The following is an 18326-nucleotide window of genomic DNA, read 5'->3' on the forward strand; positions in this document are numbered from 1 at the left end:
CGCTTCCGTCGCGGCAGCGGATCCGATTGGCATCCCGCTCCATGCTGCTCGCGGGAACGAGCACGCTGGCGCTGCTGCTGAGCGGGCTTGAGGGCGCATCCGCGCGTCCATTTGGCAATTTCGCGACGACGAACTCGGCGCCGGCGATCGCCAGCGATGCCGCAGCTGCCGCGGCCCAGCAGGCCACTGACGTCGCGAGGCAAAGCCAGGGCGCGCTGACGCGGGCGACCCAGGCCATCCAGGCGTTGCAGGCCGCGCAGTCCGCCGCACGCAACGCAGCCGCCGCCTCGCAGCGATCGGCCACGTTGCCGCAGGTGGCGGTGCCGAACGGCCTCGCGCCGGGCGGCCTTCAGGTTGCGCCGGGCGCTGTGCCCGGTTCGAGCCTTTGGCAAGGTGCCGCCCTGCCGAGCCAGGCCGCAAGCGGTGGCCAGACCACGGTCACCGTCAATCAAACCGCGCCGCAGGCGATCCTCAACTGGCAGAGTTTTAACGTCGGCAGCCAGACCACGCTCAATTTCAACCAGCAGGCCAGCAACTGGACCGCGCTCAATCGCGTGGTCGGCAATACCGGACCGAGCCAGATCCTCGGCCGCATCACCGCGCCGGGGCAGGTGCTGGTGATCAACCAGAACGGCATCATTTTCGGTGGCGCGAGCCAGATCAATGTCGGCTCGCTGATCGCATCAACCGCCAATATCGCCGACAGCCAGTTCCTCACCAATGGCATCTATTCAGCCCAGAGCGGCACCAATTATCTGCCGAGCTTCACCGGCGCCGGCGGCAAGATCGTCGTCGAGAGCGGCGCGCTGATCGCCACCAATGCGCCGTCCTCGGTCACGGCGGGCGGCGGCTTCGTGCTGCTGATGGGCACTGAAGTCGACAATGCCGGCGCCATCACCACGCCGAAGGGGCAGACCCAGTTCGCGGCCGGCGACGATTTCATCCTGCGCGCCGGCTATGGCACCAACACCAACCAGAACTCGACCACGCGCGGCAACGAGATCGCGCCGGTGCTCTATCCCGGGAGCGGCAGCGGGACCGTCACCAACACAGGTCTCGTCCTCGCCCAGCAGGGCGATATCACGCTCGCCGGCCATGCCGTCACCCAGGATGGCATTCTGGTCTCCACCACCTCGGTCAATCAGCGCGGCACCATCCATCTGCTCAATTCGGCGTCCGACGCCACCGGCAGCGTCACGCTGACCAATCACGGCATCAGCCTGATCCTGCCGGAGACCGATGCGGCGGCCGCGCTGGTGTCCGGCATCGATCCGAGCGTGACCGCGCTCAATTCGCAGCGCGATGCCCTTATCGCCTCGGTCAAGCCGAATGTGCTGGCGACCAGGCAGTTCGACAATCTCTCGACGCTGTCCGATCGGCCCGATCAGTCGCGCATCGAGATCGTCACCGGCGGCACCATCGATTTCAGGAACGGCTCGCTGACCATGGCGCAGGGCGGCCAGGTGACGGCCTCCGCCGGCAAGCGCGCGTTCGCCGAAAGCGGATCGGTCATCGACGTCTCCGGCACCACCGGCACCGTGCTGCCCGTGTCGGCCAATTCGATCAAGGTCAACGTTCAGGGCAACGAGCTGCGCGACAGCCCGCAGAATCGCGACGGCGGCGCGCTCATCAACAGTAATATGTGGATCGACGCCCGCGATCTGACCCTGGTGCCGGCCGGCACCGGCGGCTATGCGACGGACCGCTACTACACCGCGGGCGGGTTGCTCGAGGTGTCCGGCTATCTCAACAACACCGGACACAAGATCGGCGAATGGACCGCGGTCGGCGGCACCATCACCCTGTCGGCGCCGGAGGTGGTGGTGCAGCGCGGCGCGATCTTCAATATCTCCGGCGGAGCGGTGCAGTATCAGAGCGGCTATGTGCGGCAGACGCTGCTGCTCGGCAGCGACGGCCGCATCTATAATGCCGACGATGCCCCGGCCAACCTGACCTATGTCGCGGTGGCGAACGGCTTCATCGTTAATCACGCGCACTGGAACGTCCTCGAGGTCTATCTCAGTCCGTTCGGCAAAGGCAGCTCGCGCTGGGAGAACGGCTACACCGTGGGCCGCGACGCCGGCAGCCTGATACTCGCGACCCCGACCTCGGTGTTCGAGGGCACGATCCTCGCCAATGTGATCGACGGCGAAAACCAGATCGCCAAACGCCCGGCCGCCGTCACCGACGGCTACAAGCTGACGCAGAACACCGTGCCGCTCGCCGGCACGCTCGCGCTCGGGCAGTACAATGGCTATGGCCTCGCCAACGCGTACAACACCGATGTGTCGATCGGCAACGTTGCGCCGGTCACTGGCGGTCTCGACCTGACATCCGCGCTGCCGGCCGGTCGCGTCAACACCGCCTATTTCGATGCGCCGGCGCTCAACAGCTTCGGCCTCGGCGGCCTCAACATCAACACGGCCAACAAGATCTCCATCGATGCGCCGCTGCAATTGTCATCGGGCGCGCAGGTCAAGCTGATCGCTCCGACCGTCGATATCGCGGCCGGCATCACCGCGCGCTCCGGCACCGTCACCGTCAGCAACATTCTCAACTCGGCAACCGGCACGTTTGCGCTGACGAACGCGGCTGGAGGCGCGGCGCTGACGCTGGAGTCCGGCGCCGTCATCGATATGCGCGGCCTGTGGGTCAACGCACTGACCAATCCGAACAGCGCGTCGGGCCTCGGCTTCCTCGACGGTGGCAACGTCACCATCAATTCCCTTCAGAATGTCACGCTCGCGGCCGGCAGCGTGATCGACGTGTCCTCCGGCGGAGCCGTTCTTGCCAACGGCAAGACGCAAGGCGGCAAGGGTGGCAACGTCACGATTATCGCGGGCAATACCCAGCAGAATGCCGGAACGCCGGGCAATGGAAATCTCGTTCTCGACGGGACGATCCGCGCCTGGGGCGTCACGGGCGGCGGCACGCTGACGATCTCGACGCCCGGCAACATCCTGATCGGCGACAATGCCGAACTGGCCGGTGGCATTCTGCCCGCCGGAATGCCGGCGCCGGCTGCGGTGAAGCTCAAGCAGGCCTTGACCATTCCCGCGGGGCAGCCATTGCCGGCTGCGCTGACGCTGACCCTCACCACGATGACCTACGATACGCCGCTGCTCTCCGATGTGACGCTGAGCGACACGTTGCCGAGCGGGGTGACCGGGGCGGATTGGCCGGTTCCGGCCGGGCTATTGGTGTGGGCAACGAGCGGTGGGGCCAACGGTTGTTACGGCAGTTGGCCGTGCGGGTCGTCAATCTTACCGGCCGGTTCGACCATCACGAGCTGGGCAGGCGGTTCAAAGATTCCTGCCGGGACCGTCGTTCCGTCAAACGTCTTTCCGAACGGCCTTCCGGTCCAGCCTTACCAGGTCACCTATGCCGCCGGAACGATCTACTCCACGCCCATGACCTACCCGGTCGGCTCCATCATTCCGACCGCGGCGGTGTTGCCGCAAACCGTGGCGATCGAACCTGCGCCGTCGCTGCAGTATTCGTTCTTCACCGCCGGCTTCTCGAATTACGACATCAACGGCGGCCTGGGTGTTGTGGTTGCCAACAACACACTGGTTGCGGCCGCGATGCCGGTCTACCGGTTCACGGCGAACAGCTATGCGGTAGCTACCGGCAGCGACCCGTCGTCGGCGTTGACGCTGTGGACGCCGCCGCTGTACATCGCGGATCCGGTCAAGGCTACGATCGCCCAGCGCGGCGGCGTGAGTCTCACGCTGCGATCGCTCATCAAGTCCGGAAGCGGACCGATCGTGGGCGGCGGGGCGATCGTGGTTGGTGACGGCGCCTCGGTCAGTGTCGATCCGGGCCAGAGCATCACGCTCGACGCGTTCGGTCAGATCAACGTGTTCGGCAGTCTCACCGCGCATGGCGGCAGCATCAATCTGGTCAACGATGCCTACAGTTCGACAGCCGAGGCGGCGCGCAACTTCGATCTGAACGGCAATGGCCGCGGCGTGTCTGTCTGGGTCGGTTCTGCCGCCAAGCTCGACGTCTCGGGTCTGGCCTACCAGACGTCCGATGTCGCTGGACGCAGCTTCGGACGGGCGACCGACGGCGGCTCGATCACCATCAACGGCGGGGGCGCCTTCGTGATCTTGCGCCCGGGCGCCGAACTCAATGCCGACGGCACGCAGGTCGCAATCGATCTCGCGGCCGGCGGTGCCGCAGCGTCGAGCCGGCTGCAAGCAATAACAACGAATGGCGGCGCCATCACGCTGGCTTCGCAGAGCGGCCTCTATCTCGAAGGCGACATCCACGCCTTCTCCGGCGGAGGCAATGCTTCCGGTGGCAGCCTCTCGATCGCGCTCACCACGCCGACCTTCGACGGGAATTCCTTCCCCAACGGCCAGGCGCCGGCCAATGTCATCGTTCCAAGCCTCATGACCGTGGTGCAGGCGCGTCAGGACTCCGCGCTGCCGGAGGATATCGCGCCGGGAAGGGGCGCGTCGCATCTTGCGTTCGGTCAGGCCACGGTGAGCGCCGACATGGTGAAGGCCGGCGGGTTCGACAGCCTGACGCTGACGTCCGGCGACTACATGCAGTTCTCGGGCAACGTCTCGCTGGCGCTGGGCCGCAGCCTGACGCTGACGGCGGCAGCGTTTACGTCGGGAGCTCCGGTGGTTGGACCGATCGATCCCTCGATGCCGGCCTCGGCTGGCAGCGTGAAGGTGTCAGCCCCCTATATCCTGTTTCGTGAAGCGACGGCCAATATCCCGGATGGGACCGTCAGCGGCAGCATCCGCAATCCCAGTGGCGCGGCCTTGCCGACCACGGCGACGTTCGAAGCCGACGCGAACCAGATCGACATCCAGGGCCTCATCGGATTCTCGGCGCGCTCGCCGAACAACATATACGCGCCGGGATTCCTGACCACCAAGCTGGTCAGCCAGGGCGACATCCGCTTCCTGTCGATGCCCGGGGTGGTCGCGACCCAGCTGTCGACCAGCGGAAATCTCGAACTGCTCGCCGCGCAGGTCTATCCCGCGACCAACAGCGTTGCCACCGTCATCGCCGGCAGCGGAAATTCCGACCCGACCACGACGCTGACCATCGGACGCACCACAGATACCATTCCGGACACACCATTCTCCGTCTTCGGCAGCCTCGCGTTCCAGGCGCCGGTGATCGAGCAGGGCGGCATCGTGCGCGCGCCATTTGGTGCCCTGATCCTTGGCCAGGGCTGGCCCGTGTTCACGCCGCACGTCGATCTGCTGCCCGGCAGCGTGACCTCAGTCTCAATGGCCGGGCTGACCATTCCCTATGGCGGCACGGTTGACGGCGTCACCTACAGCTACAACGGCGCCAGCATTCGTCCGCTCTACCTGACCAATTTCGGCACCAACGGACCGCAATCCGGAATCACGCTCGATGGACAATCGATCAACGTCGCCAGCGGCGCGATCCTGGATATGTCGGGCGGTGGCACGCTCACCGGCGCGGGCTTCGTCTCCGGCCGCGGCGGCTCGGTCAATGTGATCAACACGCCGCTCGTCAACGCCAACCCGGCGACGCCGGTCAGCAAGGCGAGCGACAAGGTCTACGCCATCCTGCCCGGCTATGGTTCAGGTTACGCACCGGTCGCATCCGAGAACGGCGCCGGCGATCCCGTCGTTGGTCAACAGATCACTGTTCCTGCCGGTGTTCCGGGATTGGCGGCGGGGACGTACACATTGCTGCCGTCCAACTATGCGCTGCTGCCTGGCGCATACCGCGTGGAGCTTGGAGGCAGCACCACGACGCCGGTCGGCAACCCGATCACGATCGGCAACGGAACCTATGCCACTTCGGTCACCACCGGCATCGCCGACACCGCGATCAAGGGCAGCCTTCCTGTGACGGCGCTGATTACCGCGGGCACTTCCGTTCGCAAATACTCGCAGTTCAATGAGCAGGGCTACAGCGATTTCCTGATTGCGAACGTGACGCAATTCGGCGGCCTGCGGCCGCTGCTGCCGAGCGATGGCAAGACGCTGGAAGTGCTGTTCGAGACGCCGGCCCCCACCACGAGCGGTGCCGCGCTCACCTTCAACGGGACCGCGTTGTTTCAAGCTGAGCAAGGGGGAGCGGCCGGGCAGGTGGCGCTGATGAACGTCGGCGAGATCTATGCCGACGCGCCGACGGCCGGGTTCCCCGGTATCTCGGTTCGGGCGGCAGATATCGACGCACTTAGGGCGCCGCGGCTGCTGGTCAATGGAACGGTCGGGATTTCGAATGGCACGTTGACTCTCGGTCAGCCCTACAGCGTGAACGGATACCATCTCTTCATCCGCGACGGCGTCTCGCTTTCCGCCGGCGAGATGTTCTTCATCGGCAACGACATCACGATCGGCAACAACGTCACGCTCAGCACCGTCGGACAGGGCGCCGTCCCGTACGATTCCGCGTCCACCGGCATGAGTTATGCGGCCACCAGCCAGGTCACGGTGCTGGCGCTGTCCAACGGCGACATCAATTTCCTGCCTTCCAATATCGGCAACGGCTCCATCACGATCGGCGCCGGCTCGTCGCTCTATTCGGAGGGAACGCTGGCGTTCGTCACCAACGGCGCTTCCACGATCGATCCGACCGCCCATTTCGGATCGAGCAACATCGCGCTTGCGGTCGGCACGATCAATATCGGCGACGCCGCAACGGTCAGCGCGGCAGCCGCACCGGCCGGGTTGCTGTTCGATCAGACGCTGTTCAACACGCTTCTCCATGGCGATCCGCTGCATCGCGCGCCCGCGCTGAAGACCATCACGCTGGCTGCGGCGAACTCCATCAATCTGTTCGGGAGTGCGGGGCTGGATGCCACCGGCAGCGGTGTCGACCTGGTGCTGAACACGTCGGCGATCTATGGCTATGGCGCGGCTGGCGATCAATCCACCATCGCAGCCAACAGGATCACCTGGAACGGTATCAGTGGCGCCACGCCGCCGGCCATCGCCGCAGGCGGCCCGGGAACCGGAGCCGGCACCCTTAATCTCGTCGCCAACGAGATCGACTTCGGCCGGTTCGCCTCGCTCGATATCTCGACCGCGAGCCGCGTGATCTACGGCTTCGGCAACGTCAACATCACCGGCAATTCCAGGATCATCTCGGCCGGCAACAGCAAGCTGTTCGTCTATCAGTCGCCGAGCTCCGATGCCGGCGCCGTATTCGGCCAGAGCGGCAGCGGCGGCAACCTGACGCTGACGACGCCGCTTCTGACCGGTGTGCAGAAGTCGATCATGGCCTATTCCGCGGGCGGCGCGCTCGATGTCGTTGCGCCCGCGGGCGCTGCGCCGAGCCTCGCCAAGTCGACGGTGGCCGGCACCGAGATCGACCTGACCGGCGGCAGCGTCGCCATCGGCACGACGATCTTGCTGCCGAGCGGCAAGCTCGTCGTTAATGCGACCGGCGATATCGTGCTCGACGGTGCAAGCCGCATCGATCTCAGCGGTCAACCGTCCACGATCCAGCGGGCGACCGTCTACGGGTTCGGCGGCACGGCGATCTTCAACAGCGTGCAGGGTGGTCTGACGCAGCTTGCCGGCTCCGTGATCGATGTCTCCGCGACCAACGCCGGTGCCGGGTCGATCAGCATCGCGGCGGCGAATGGACCGGTCACGCTCGGCGGTGCACTCAACGGGGCGGCAACAAATGGCTACGCGAGCGGCGATTTCAGCGTCACCGCCGGCCGGCTGTCCAGCTCGGATTTCGCCGCGCTCAATGCGCTCCTGACCCAGGGCGGCTTCTTCGACGCGCGCGCCTTCGACATCAGGAACGGCGATCTTGTCGTCGGCGATGGTGTGAGGGCTAGCAATGTCACGATCGCCACCGACAACGGCAGCCTGGCCGTCGTCGGCGCCATCGATGCATCCGGTGTTGCACCCGGCACGATCCGGCTCTCGGCCGGCAACGGGCTCGCGCTTGCGCCGACGGCCGTGCTTGATGTTCACGGCACGGTGTTGCAGGTCGACAGCTACGGCCAGCCGATCGAGGCGAGGAACCGCGGCCATATCGAACTGACCGCGGCGGGCGGTGCGCTCACGCTGTCACCAGGCGCGACCATGGATCTCACCACGCCGAACGGCGGCGCCTATGGCGACGTGGTGCTCAACGCACAGCGCACCGGCGAGACCTCCGGTGATATCGCCATTAACGCGGCAGGTCCGCTCAACATCAAGGGCGCCTACAGCATCGCGCTCAACGCGTTCTGGACCTATGACCTGCCGGGCGGCAGCACCATCACCCAGGCGACGCTCGACGGATACGACACAGCGAGCACGGCCTTTATCAATGCCGCGCTCGGCAACGGCGGACTGGCGACGCGCGTCGCGGGCTTGTCTGCCTATGGCAGCGCCTACCACCTGCGACCGGGCGTCCAGATCACATCGAGCGGCGACCTGTCGACGTCGGGTGATATCGACCTTGCCAAATATCGCTACGGCGCGGGCGCTGATCGTGATCAGCACTCCACTGCCTATGGCGCAGGCGAGCCGATGGCCCTCGTGGTCCGCGCCGGCGGTAACGTGACCGTCAACGGAAGCATCTCGGACGGGTTCAAGTCGTCGCCTGGGTTGCCGGCGACCTTCACGATCTTCGACGTCACTCACAGTCGGTATTTCATGAAGCGTACGTTCGGTGGCTACACCTACTGGTTCGACCAGAGGACCGACGTTTATCTCGTGAACGATTGGACGGTTCCGAACGATGCCTTCTATGATTGGTGGATCAACAACTACTGGGGACCGCTGGTCGACACCAACAACAACAACTACAACCCCGGAGACACGATCCCGGCCGGCACCATACTGAGTGCGAGCAACAGCGGCGGGTTTGCATTCGAGCCGGGTAGCGTGCCCACCGTCGGAATCGTGACGACCCCCGCGATCCCGGGAGCCGCCGCCACTGCGGCGGGAGCCCTGATGCTCGCGCCAGGCTCGCTTTCCGCGTCGATTCGCATCGTGGCGGGCGCCGACCTCGCCGCTGCCGACCAGCGCGCGCTGCAGACGACGTCGGCGCTGAACGGGCGCGGTAACCTGACGCTGAGCGATCCTGCCTACAATGCCTCGCTGAACGGTTCGTTCTTCAGCGTGCTCCGCACCGGCACCGGCAGCCTCGACTTGCTGGCGGGCGGAAGCTTCAGCGAGGCCACGCCGTACGGCGTCTACACCGCCGGCACGCAATCGGCGCCGGTCCTGGCCGCCGACGGCAGCAATCCCTATGATCTTGTCGGTACCACCAGCGGCGGCAACTCGCACGCGTGGTATCCCGAACATGGCGGCGATCTCCAGCTCACCGCGCAGCGGGATATCACCGGCAATATTCAGATCGCGGACAACAACACCCGCTACGTCGACTCGAATCTCACCGCCAACTGGTTCCGGTTGCAGGGCGGCGGTGCCTCTGCCGATCCGGCCGCGTGGTCGATCAATTTCGGCTCGCTCGCCAAGACCGGTGCGTGGGTCAACACCAGGCAGCTTGTCGGATTCCAGGGCATCGGTACGCTCGGCGGCGGCAACCTGACCTTGATCGCCGGCGGCAACGCAGGGGTGACGGGAGGCGGCTCAACCGGCCTCGATCTGGCGGTCGCTTCAACCGGCCGTGTTCTGCCAAACGGCACCCTTGTTGAGACCGGCGGCGGCAATCTTGTTGTGAAGGTCGGCGGTGGATTGAATCCCCTCGTGCCGACGACACCTTACGGGCCGGTCCCGGATTACTACGGCTCGATCACGAACCTGCGCGGCGACATCATCGTCAAAGCCGGATCCGTCGGCGCACTGGCTCAGAACGCCTGGGGATCCTCGCTCGTTTCGTACGATCCGCGCGCTATCGATCCAAACGTCTTCAAGCGCTCACTCAGCACGGGTCCGCTCTTTATACCGGGTGACGGCAGCGTGAGCGTCGTCACCCGTGGCGACCTCGTGCTCGGCGGCGCCGGTGATGCGGGCATGGCAACGTCGGTCGATCTGAACGGCTTCGCGTATACGGTACGGAATGCCGACGGCAGTATGTCGCTCAAGAGCGGCGGACAGTCGAATTTCACGCTGTGGACGCCAACGACGGCGATCAGCCTTTACGCAGCCGGTGGCGACGCGGCCGTATTGAACGGGATTTCCGCCAACGGCGCCGGCTTCTTTCCGGGAACGCTGATCGTTGCGGCTGCCAATGGCGATATTCGATTTGGGGAGGGCGCGCCAACCATCGAGTTGACGCCGTCGCCGCTCGGCCAACTTGAACTGCTGGCGGCAGGCTCGATCTACGGCACGAGCCAGGTGGTGGCGATGTCCGGCGCGGATATGAGCACGCTGGCGACGCCATTCAATCCCGTCTTTGCCACCGGCACAGGCGGCGCCGGTACCAGCAACGCCTGGGCGAACGCCGCTTTCCGGGACAATTCGCTCAATCCGATTGCCTACGGCGAGGACTTGCCCATCTCCAACCTGCACGCAGGCGACAACCAGCCGGCCTTGGTCTATGCGGGTATCGATATCGTCGACCTTGGGCTTGGACAGGCACTGCCAAAGACCCGCAGTTTCTCCTCGGGCTTCAATCCCACCCACAGCACCTGGTACATCGCCGCCAAGCCGTTCGAGGTGATCGCCGGTCGCGACATCGTCGGCACCGGCCCAACGCCGGACGTGTTCTTCAACAACCCGATCTCGAACGATGTCGGTCACGTTACGCTGATTCAAGCAGGCCGCGACATCATCTATCAGTCGGTGACGATCGCCGGCTCCGGCCTGCTTGACGTGCAGGCCGGGCGCAATCTCTATCAGGGCTACTATGGGTCGCTGGTCAGCATCGGCAACGTGCTGAACACCGCGGATACTTCGGGTGGCGCCGGCATTTGGGTGCTGGCGGGAGTCGGTGCGACGGGGCCCGATTATGCGGGCTTTGCCAGGCTCTATTTCGACCCGGCCAACCAACTGCCCGGCGGGACGCCGCTCGCCGGCAGCGGCAAAGTGGTGCAGACCTACGATCAGGCCCTCATCGCCTGGCTGCACAAGCTGTACGGTTTTGTCGGGACGAGTGCGGACGCTTTGAAGCTCTTCCTGGCATTATCCAGCGAGCAACAGAGCATCTTCGTTCGTCAGGTCTATTTCGCCGAGCTGGCGGCCGGCGGCCGGGAACAAACCGGTGCGGTCGCGAGTCCGCGGCTCGGCAGCTATCTGCGCGGCCGTCAGGCGATCGCCACCCTGTTTCCGGACAAGGATGCACAAGGCGATCCAGTGCAATATTCCGGCAAGATCACCATGTTCAGCGGCGTCGCCAAGAAGAGCGACGGCAGCACTTACCTGGCCGATGGCGGGATCAACACCCAGTTCGGCGGCGACATCCAGATCCTCAATCCGGGCGGGCAGACGATCGTCGGCGTGGAAGGCGTGACGCCGGGTGCCGGTGCGGGCCTGATCACGCAAGGGCAGGGCGATATCGATATCTATTCGCTCGGCAGCGTGCTGCTTGGCCAGAGCCGCATCATGACGACGTTCGGCGGCAACATCCTGGCGTGGTCGGCGGCCGGCGACATCAACGCCGGCCGCGGCTCGAAGACGACGACGATCTTCACCCCGCCCAAGCGCACCTACGACAACTACGGCGCTGTCACGCTATCGCCGACCGTGCCCTCGACGGGCGCGGGCATCGCGACGCTCAATCCGATTCCGGAAGTTCCACCCGGCAATATCGACCTGATCGCGCCGCTCGGCACCATCGATGCGGGCGAAGCCGGCATCCGTGTGTCGGGCAACGTCAATCTCGCCGCGCTGCAGGTGGTCAACGCCGCCAACATCCAGGTGCAGGGCACCTCGACCGGCATTCCGACGGTGCAGGGGCCGCCGGTCGGGGCGCTGACATCAGCGTCAAACACCACCGCCGCCAGCCAGCAGGCCGCGGCGCCACCGCCAAAGAACAATGACCAGCCGTCGGTCGTGATCGTCGAAGTGCTCGGCTATGGCGGCGGTGACGGGACCCCGCCACAGGATCCGCCGGAGCAGCAGCGCAAACCGCGCGAAAAGCAGAGCTACAACGAGAACAGCGCCTTCCAGGTCATCGGGCTCGGCGATGCGACGGGCTCGTCCGGCAGGTGACGCGCGAGGGGGCGTGGCCGGGGAAAGCGACAGCACATGCAAATGTCGCTTTCCCGGAATCGCCAGCGCCTTGTGCGCAGCCCCGGCTTACACGGTCGGCGACTACTTGACCGTCAGGCGCACGTCCGGCGCCGGCCGGCCGGGGACCCATCCCAATGCAAACCGCTGACCGGCGACGATCTCATTCCTCGAGAGCTTTGAGGCAACCGCATCGCGGAATCGGAGATAGGCATCGCGCTGCCGCCCGCCGGTGCGGGCCGCCGCCAGATTGAGCCATTTGTAGGCCAGCACGTAATCGTTCGGAACACCGTGGCCCTTGTCGTACATCAGGCCGAGCATGGCTTGCGCGAACGGATCGCCCTGCACGGCGCCGCGATAGTAGAGATCGGCGGCGGCATCATAAGCCTGCGGGACGCCGAAGCCGTGCTCGTACATGAAGCCGAGCAGGCCGAGGGCCCTTGGGTTGTCGCGGTGGGCGGCCGGCGCGAGCTCCCGGGACGCCCTGACATAGTCGCCGCGATGGAAGGAGGCCGTTCCGCGCGCAACGCTGTCGGCGCTCGCGACGGACGCGGTCGTGCCCCAAAGCGCGACCGCAAGCGAGGCGCAGAGGGCGGCCCGTTGCGCGCGCACGCGGCGCATCGTGTTGCCCGGCTCAGTGATAGGCGGTGGTGATCGGCGCATTGGTCGATGTCGTTGCGATGTTGCCGCGCAATTTCGATCGCAGCTCCTCGGCCACCATCTGGGCGTCGGAACCGTTGCGGATGATCTGCGGGCGAATGAAGATGATCAGCTCGGTGCGCTGGGTGCCGTTGCTCTGATGTCCGAAGGCGTCGCCGAGGCCGGGAATCTGGTCAAGCACGGGAAGCGCATTGCGGTTGCCGCTTTGCTGTTCGCTGATCAGACCCGCCAGCAGCACGGTCTGGCCGTTGGCGACCGCGATTTGGCTCTTGACCCTCCGCTCCGACACCGTCGGAGTCAGGCTGTTCGCGCTGGTCTGCGGAACGTTGCTGATCTCCTGCTCGACATCGAGCCGCACGGTGCCGTTCACGCTGACGCGCGGCGAGACCCGCAGGATGATGCCGGTGTTGCGATAGTCGATGGTGTTGACCACCGTGTTGCTCCCGGTCAGCACCGTCGCGCTGCCGGTCGACACCGGGACGACGTCACCGACCTGCAGCGTCGCGACCTGGTTGTTGATCACGACCAGCGACGGATTGGAGAGCACCTTGACGCTGGTCACGGCATGCAGCGCATCCAGGATGAGGCTCGGCTGCGTCTCGGATCCGATCAGGAAGTTGAAGCCCGGGAAGGCGCGGTTGATGAAGGCATTGGTGACCGAGCCTGCGACGGAGACGGCCCCGGTGGTCGCGTCCGTGGTGGTCGCGGGTGCGGTGGTGGCCTGGGTGCCGAGGATCGAGCCGGTGTTCGGCTTCAGGCCGAGGTTCCGGCTGGTAAGATAGGTCTGCACGCCATAGGACAAAGTGTTGTTGAGCGTGACCTCGGCGATCGTCGCGTCGATCGCGACCTGGAGCTGCGGCTCGTCGATCTGCTGCAGCGTCGCCTCGATGATGCGGTAGTTGGCCTGATCGGCGTAAATCAGCAGATTGTTGTTCACGACATCGGGCGTGATCCGCACGTCCTGCATGACGGGCTGGCCGTTGCCAGAGCCTGAGCCAGCGCCGCGTCCGCTATCCAGCGCGGCATTGTTGCCTTGGCCCTGATTGGGATTGTTCGCTTGCCCGCCGGCGCCAAATCCCTGGCCGAGGCCCTGACCCGTTGCGCCTGTCCCTGACGTGCCGCGCGAGGCAAAGCTGCCCGAGTTCGAGCCCGAGTTGCCGTTCGCCGACAGACGGTCGGCGACGCTCGAGGTCGACGAGGTGCCGGAGCCGGGCGCGAGCTGGCTGTCGGCGCTGTCGAGCAAATTGCCGGACGATCCGCCGAGGAACATGTCGGTCAGAACCCGCGCGATCTGGCGCGCATCGCCGTATTTGACGCGGTAGACATGGACCGAGGTGCGCGCGGTGTCGTTGCGATCGAGGCGCTTGATCCAGGTCGCCGCCGTGTGCAGCATGTCCGGCTTCTTGGTCACCACCAGCACCGCGTTGAGGCGTGCGATCGGCATGAACTTGATGACGTTCTGGCTGAGGCCGTTCTCGCCGGAATCGACGATCTTCTCCAGCTCCGCAATGACGGGCGCGGGCGAGCCGCTCGAGATCGGGAAGATGCCGACGGATTGGCCGCGCATCCAGTCGACGTCGAAGCTGAGCACGGTGTCGACCGCGGTGCGGCGCTCGGCGCCGGTGCCCTGGATCAGAAGCAGATTGCGCGTCGTGTCGGCGCGGATCGAGCCCGCCCTGGTGGCGAAGCTGTCGGTCAGCTTCAGCAGGGTCTGCGCCGACACATATTGCAGGGGGACCACCGAGATGCCGAATCCGGGTTCGGGATTGGCCGCCGCGGCATCGACGCGGCCGCCGCCGACCGCGTCGCCGAGGGGCGTCAGGCGATAGCCCGCAGTATCTTTGAGCAGCACCACGCCGCTCAGGCGAAGCGCGTTTTCAAGCACGAAGACCATGTCGGATTTCGGCACCGGTCGGACCGACACCAGGCTCACCGTGCCCTGTACCCGCGGGTCGATGGTGTATCCGACATGCAGGATGTCGCCGAGCACGACCTTGGCGACGGTCGCAACCGGCGTGCTCTCGAAATTCAGATCGAAGCCATTGCCGTTCGAGGCCGGCTGCGGCCGCGCGTCGGCGACCCCGGTTACTTCGCTTCCCTCATACATCGCCGCGCGGACGCTGCCGCCCTGGCCGCCGCCCGCTGCCGCCAGCCCGCTCACCGGTTGCGGCTGGCGCGGCAAGAGATCGAGCGATCGCACCTTGTCGGTGACGTCGACCTGGGACGCGTCCACGCTCTCGCCGACCGTCGCGGAATTGCAGGACGCCAGCAACCCCAGCGACGTCAGGGCAAAAATGGCTGCCAGGCCGCCACGGATCGTCGGGCAGCGGCCCACTGTGCCTACGCGTTGCATGAAGGCCCTTCGCTCTGACTAACTGAAATTTCGACGGCGTGCGACGATCGGTCCTACCCCGGTGGGACTCTTAGCGATCGAACATGACAGAAATAAATTGGTTACATGATTGTCGTTCGCGACCTGACCATCGCATCGCACCAATCTTCGCAGCCGGCGCGCCGCCGTGTCCGCGATGCCACGTCAAGGTTTCTTGAGCCAGGCGAACGATGTGACTTCGCACAGCTGTCACACTTCGGATCGATAACCGCAGAATTGCCGGGAGCCGACGCGACGGCGGATGGCACGGACTGATCCGGGATAGTGTGGCGGGATATCGAGAATGGCCAACGACCTGTCCGTTCGGTTCGTGGATTATCTGCGCCAGAACAATCATTTGGCGCCGATCGACGGATCGGCGGAGCGGAGCGGGCAGGGTGCCGACGCCAGGCAATTGAAGCTGTGGGAGGTCACCAGCCTCGCGCCGACCGAATTCGCCGACGAGGCCGCGCGCTTCTTCGCGCTCGGCCGCCTGACGCTCCAGGAGATGACCTCGGCCGAACCGCTGGTCGGGGCGTTCTCGCCGCGCTTCCTGCGCGAGACCATGGTCTATCCGTGCCGAACGGCCGATGGAAGCACTATCCTGGCGGTCGTCGACCCGACCGACCAGGCGACGCTGCGGGCGGCGCAGATCGTGCTCGGCGCCGGCATCAATGCGAAGGTGGCTTCGTCGGAAGACGTCGCCATCGCGCTGAACAACTCTTCCAGCGCCGAAGAGGCCGAGACCACCGACACAGCCGCGGCGCTGCCCCGCGAAGACGACATCGAGAGCCTGCGCGATCTCGCCAGCGGTGCGCCGGTGGTGCGCGCGGTCAACGATCTGATCGAGAAGGCCGTCGAGCTGCGCGCCAGCGATATCCATATCGAGCCGTTTTCCGCCGGCCTCATGGTGCGCTTGCGCATCGATGGCCTGCTGCGGCCGGTCGCGGCGCTGTCGGGGGTGCTGCCACAGGCGGTGGTCTCCCGCATCAAGATCATCGCCAATCTCAACATCGCCGAGCGCCGCCTGCCGCAGGACGGCGCGGCGCGGCTGCGGGTCGGGCGCACCGACATCGATATCCGCGTCGCGATCATGCCGATGCAACACGGCGAATCCGCCGTCATCCGCATCCTGCCCAAGGATCGCGGCCTGTTGGTCGTCGAGAAGCTGGGATTCTCGGAGCCCGACGAAGCCAAGCTGCGGCGGCTGCTGAAGCTGCCGTACGGCATGGTCGTGATCACGGGGCCGACCGGCAGCGGCAAGACCACGACGCTGGCGACGATCCTCTCGATCCTCAATGAGCCCAGCCGCAAGATTCTGACGATCGAGGATCCGGTCGAATACGAGATCCCCGGCGTCAACCAGGCCCAGGTCAAGCCGGCGATCGGCCTGACCTTCGCCACCGCACTGCGCTCCTTCGTTCGCCAGGACCCTGATGTCATCATGGTCGGTGAAATCAGAGATTCCGAGACCGCGCATGTCGCGGTGCATGCGGCGCTGACCGGGCATCTGGTGCTGACGACGCTGCACACCGAGACCGCGGCCGCCGCGGTGCCGCGCCTGCTCGACCTCGGGGTCGAAGGCTATCTGCTGCGTTCGGTGCTGCGCGGCGTGATCGCGCAGCGCCTGGTTCGGCAATTGTGCGAGCGCTGCAAGACGGCGCGGCCGCTGGCAACGGCCGATTTCACCGAGGATCCCCGGCTCGCCGCGCTCGGATTCCGGGAAGGCGAGATCATTCACGAGCCATGCGGCTGCGAGCGTTGCGGCGGGACCGGTTATCGCGGCCGTCTCGGCGTGTTCGAGCTGCTCGAATTATCCAGTGAACTGCGCGAACTGATCGGAGAGCGAACCGACGGAATGAAGATCGATACGATGGCGATCCGGGCGGGCATGACCACGATGCTCGATGACGGGGTTGCCAAATGCCGCGCCGGATTGACCTCGCCCGCCGAGATCCTCCGCGTTGCAACGGTGCGGTGACGCCGTGCCCAATTATCGCTATCGCGCTTTGACCCAGGCCGGCGAGATCGTCAACGGCACGATCTCGGCTCCGACGGCCGCTGAGGTGGCGCGGCGGATCGAATATCTCAAGCTGCTGCCGATCGAAACCACCGAGGACAAGCGCGCATCCGGCGCAGCCGGTGGCCGCAGCCTGTTCGGCGGGCCGAGTGCAGCCGAGGTCACCACCTTCACGCGCGATCTCGCCCTGCTGCTCAAGGCCGGCGCGCGCCTCGACGATGCCCTGGAGCTTTTGTCCGGCGATGCCGATGTCGGCCGGATGCGTCCGGTGGTGGCGAAGATCCGCGCGGCCCTGCTCACCGGCGAGAGCTTTGCCGATGCGGTGGCGGATCATCCGACCCTGTTCCAGCCGATGTACATCGCCCTGGTCCGGGTGGGGGAAATCTCCGGCACGCTCGACTCCGTGCTCGAGATGCTGGGAACCGAGCGCGCGCGTTCCGAGCAGATGCGGCGCAAGCTGACCGACGCCATGCAGTATCCGGCCTTCGTGCTGGTCGCGGCATCCGGCGTGATGCTGTTCTTCCTGCTGTTCGTGCTGCCGCAATTCTCGACCGTGCTGGGCGATTTCGGCGGCAAGTCGGATACGGCGCTCGCCAGCTTCATCGCGGTGTCGGATTTCCTGCGCGCCAACGCCACGGCGGCGAGCCTGATCAGTGCGGCCACGATTGCGCTCGCGTGGTGGCTGCTGCGGCAGGCGCGCGTGCGCGCCGCGTTGGTCAGCGGGATCTCGCGGGTGCCGGGCATCAGCAGCGCCTTCCAGTTCTATCGCGCAAGCCTGTTCTGCCGCAATCTGGGCGTCCTGCTCGGCAGCGGCGTCCACCTTACGGCCGCGTTGCGCATTCTCGTCGACATCATGGCGGTGACCGGCAGCGAGGCGAACTGGACCGCCGCCGCCGACCGCGTCCGCCATGGCGGAAAATTGTCGGACGCGCTCGCCGTGGCGGACAGCCTGCCGCCAATGGCGGTCCGCATGCTGCGGCTCGGTGAAGAGACCGGGCAGCTGCCGGTGCTGGCCGGGCGGGTCGCGGAATTCTACGAAGCAAAATTGCAGCGCAGCCTGGACCGCGTCGTCGGCATCGTCGGCCCACTGGCGATCATCACGATCAGCACCGTCGTCGGCGGACTGATCGTATCGGTCATGACGGCGCTGCTCTCGGTCACGCAGCTAGTCGGTTAGAGCAGGGGT

Annotated in this window: 5 protein-coding genes; 3 read left to right on the forward strand and 2 right to left on the reverse strand. The window is 65.8% G+C overall.

Features of this window, described 5'->3' with window-relative positions:
* Positions 1 to 41: 41 nt before the first annotated feature.
* Complete coding sequence (locus ACVIGB_RS36465; RefSeq protein WP_456749392.1) at positions 42 to 12071, forward strand: filamentous haemagglutinin family protein; 12030 nt, start codon at positions 42 to 44, stop codon at positions 12069 to 12071.
* 102 nt (positions 12072 to 12173) lie between these two features.
* On the opposite strand, the gene ACVIGB_RS36470 is transcribed toward ACVIGB_RS36465, so the two are convergent.
* A complete protein-coding gene (locus tag ACVIGB_RS36470; RefSeq protein WP_456724986.1) occupies positions 12174 to 12710 on the reverse strand; it encodes a tetratricopeptide repeat protein in 537 nt (178 codons plus the stop codon).
* A 13-nt stretch (positions 12711 to 12723) separates the two neighbouring features.
* A complete protein-coding gene (gene gspD / locus ACVIGB_RS36475; protein ID WP_456749267.1) occupies positions 12724 to 15102 on the reverse strand; it encodes a type II secretion system secretin GspD in 2379 nt (792 codons plus the stop codon).
* A gap of 322 nt (positions 15103 to 15424) precedes the next feature.
* Here gspD and ACVIGB_RS36480 point away from each other — a divergent pair, with 322 nt between their 5' ends.
* Together ACVIGB_RS36480 and ACVIGB_RS36485 are read left to right on the forward strand one after the other, a co-directional pair.
* Positions 15425 to 17101 (forward strand): GspE/PulE family protein, encoded by a 1677-nt coding sequence (locus ACVIGB_RS36480; protein ID WP_456719046.1) that lies wholly within the window; start codon positions 15425 to 15427, stop codon positions 17099 to 17101.
* Positions 17102 to 17105: 4 nt separating this feature from the next.
* Positions 17106 to 18317 carry a type II secretion system F family protein gene (locus tag ACVIGB_RS36485; RefSeq protein WP_092123199.1) on the forward strand — a complete coding sequence of 404 codons (1212 nt, stop codon included), beginning with the start codon at positions 17106 to 17108 and terminating at the stop codon, positions 18315 to 18317.
* The last annotated feature ends 9 nt before the right edge of the window (positions 18318 to 18326 follow it).

The organism is Bradyrhizobium sp. USDA 4341, from assembly GCF_054063755.1.

Excerpts from the sequence above, each read along its gene's own strand:
- ACVIGB_RS36465 (WP_456749392.1), top strand. The coding sequence starts at position 42 with ATGCTGCTCGCGGGAACGAGCACGCTGGCGCTGCTGCTGAGCGGGCTT.
- ACVIGB_RS36470 (WP_456724986.1), bottom strand. The coding sequence starts at position 12,710 with ATGCGCCGCGTGCGCGCGCAACGGGCCGCCCTCTGCGCCTCGCTTGCG.
- gspD (WP_456749267.1), bottom strand. The coding sequence starts at position 15,102 with ATGCAACGCGTAGGCACAGTGGGCCGCTGCCCGACGATCCGTGGCGGC.
- ACVIGB_RS36480 (WP_456719046.1), top strand. The coding sequence starts at position 15,425 with ATGGCCAACGACCTGTCCGTTCGGTTCGTGGATTATCTGCGCCAGAAC.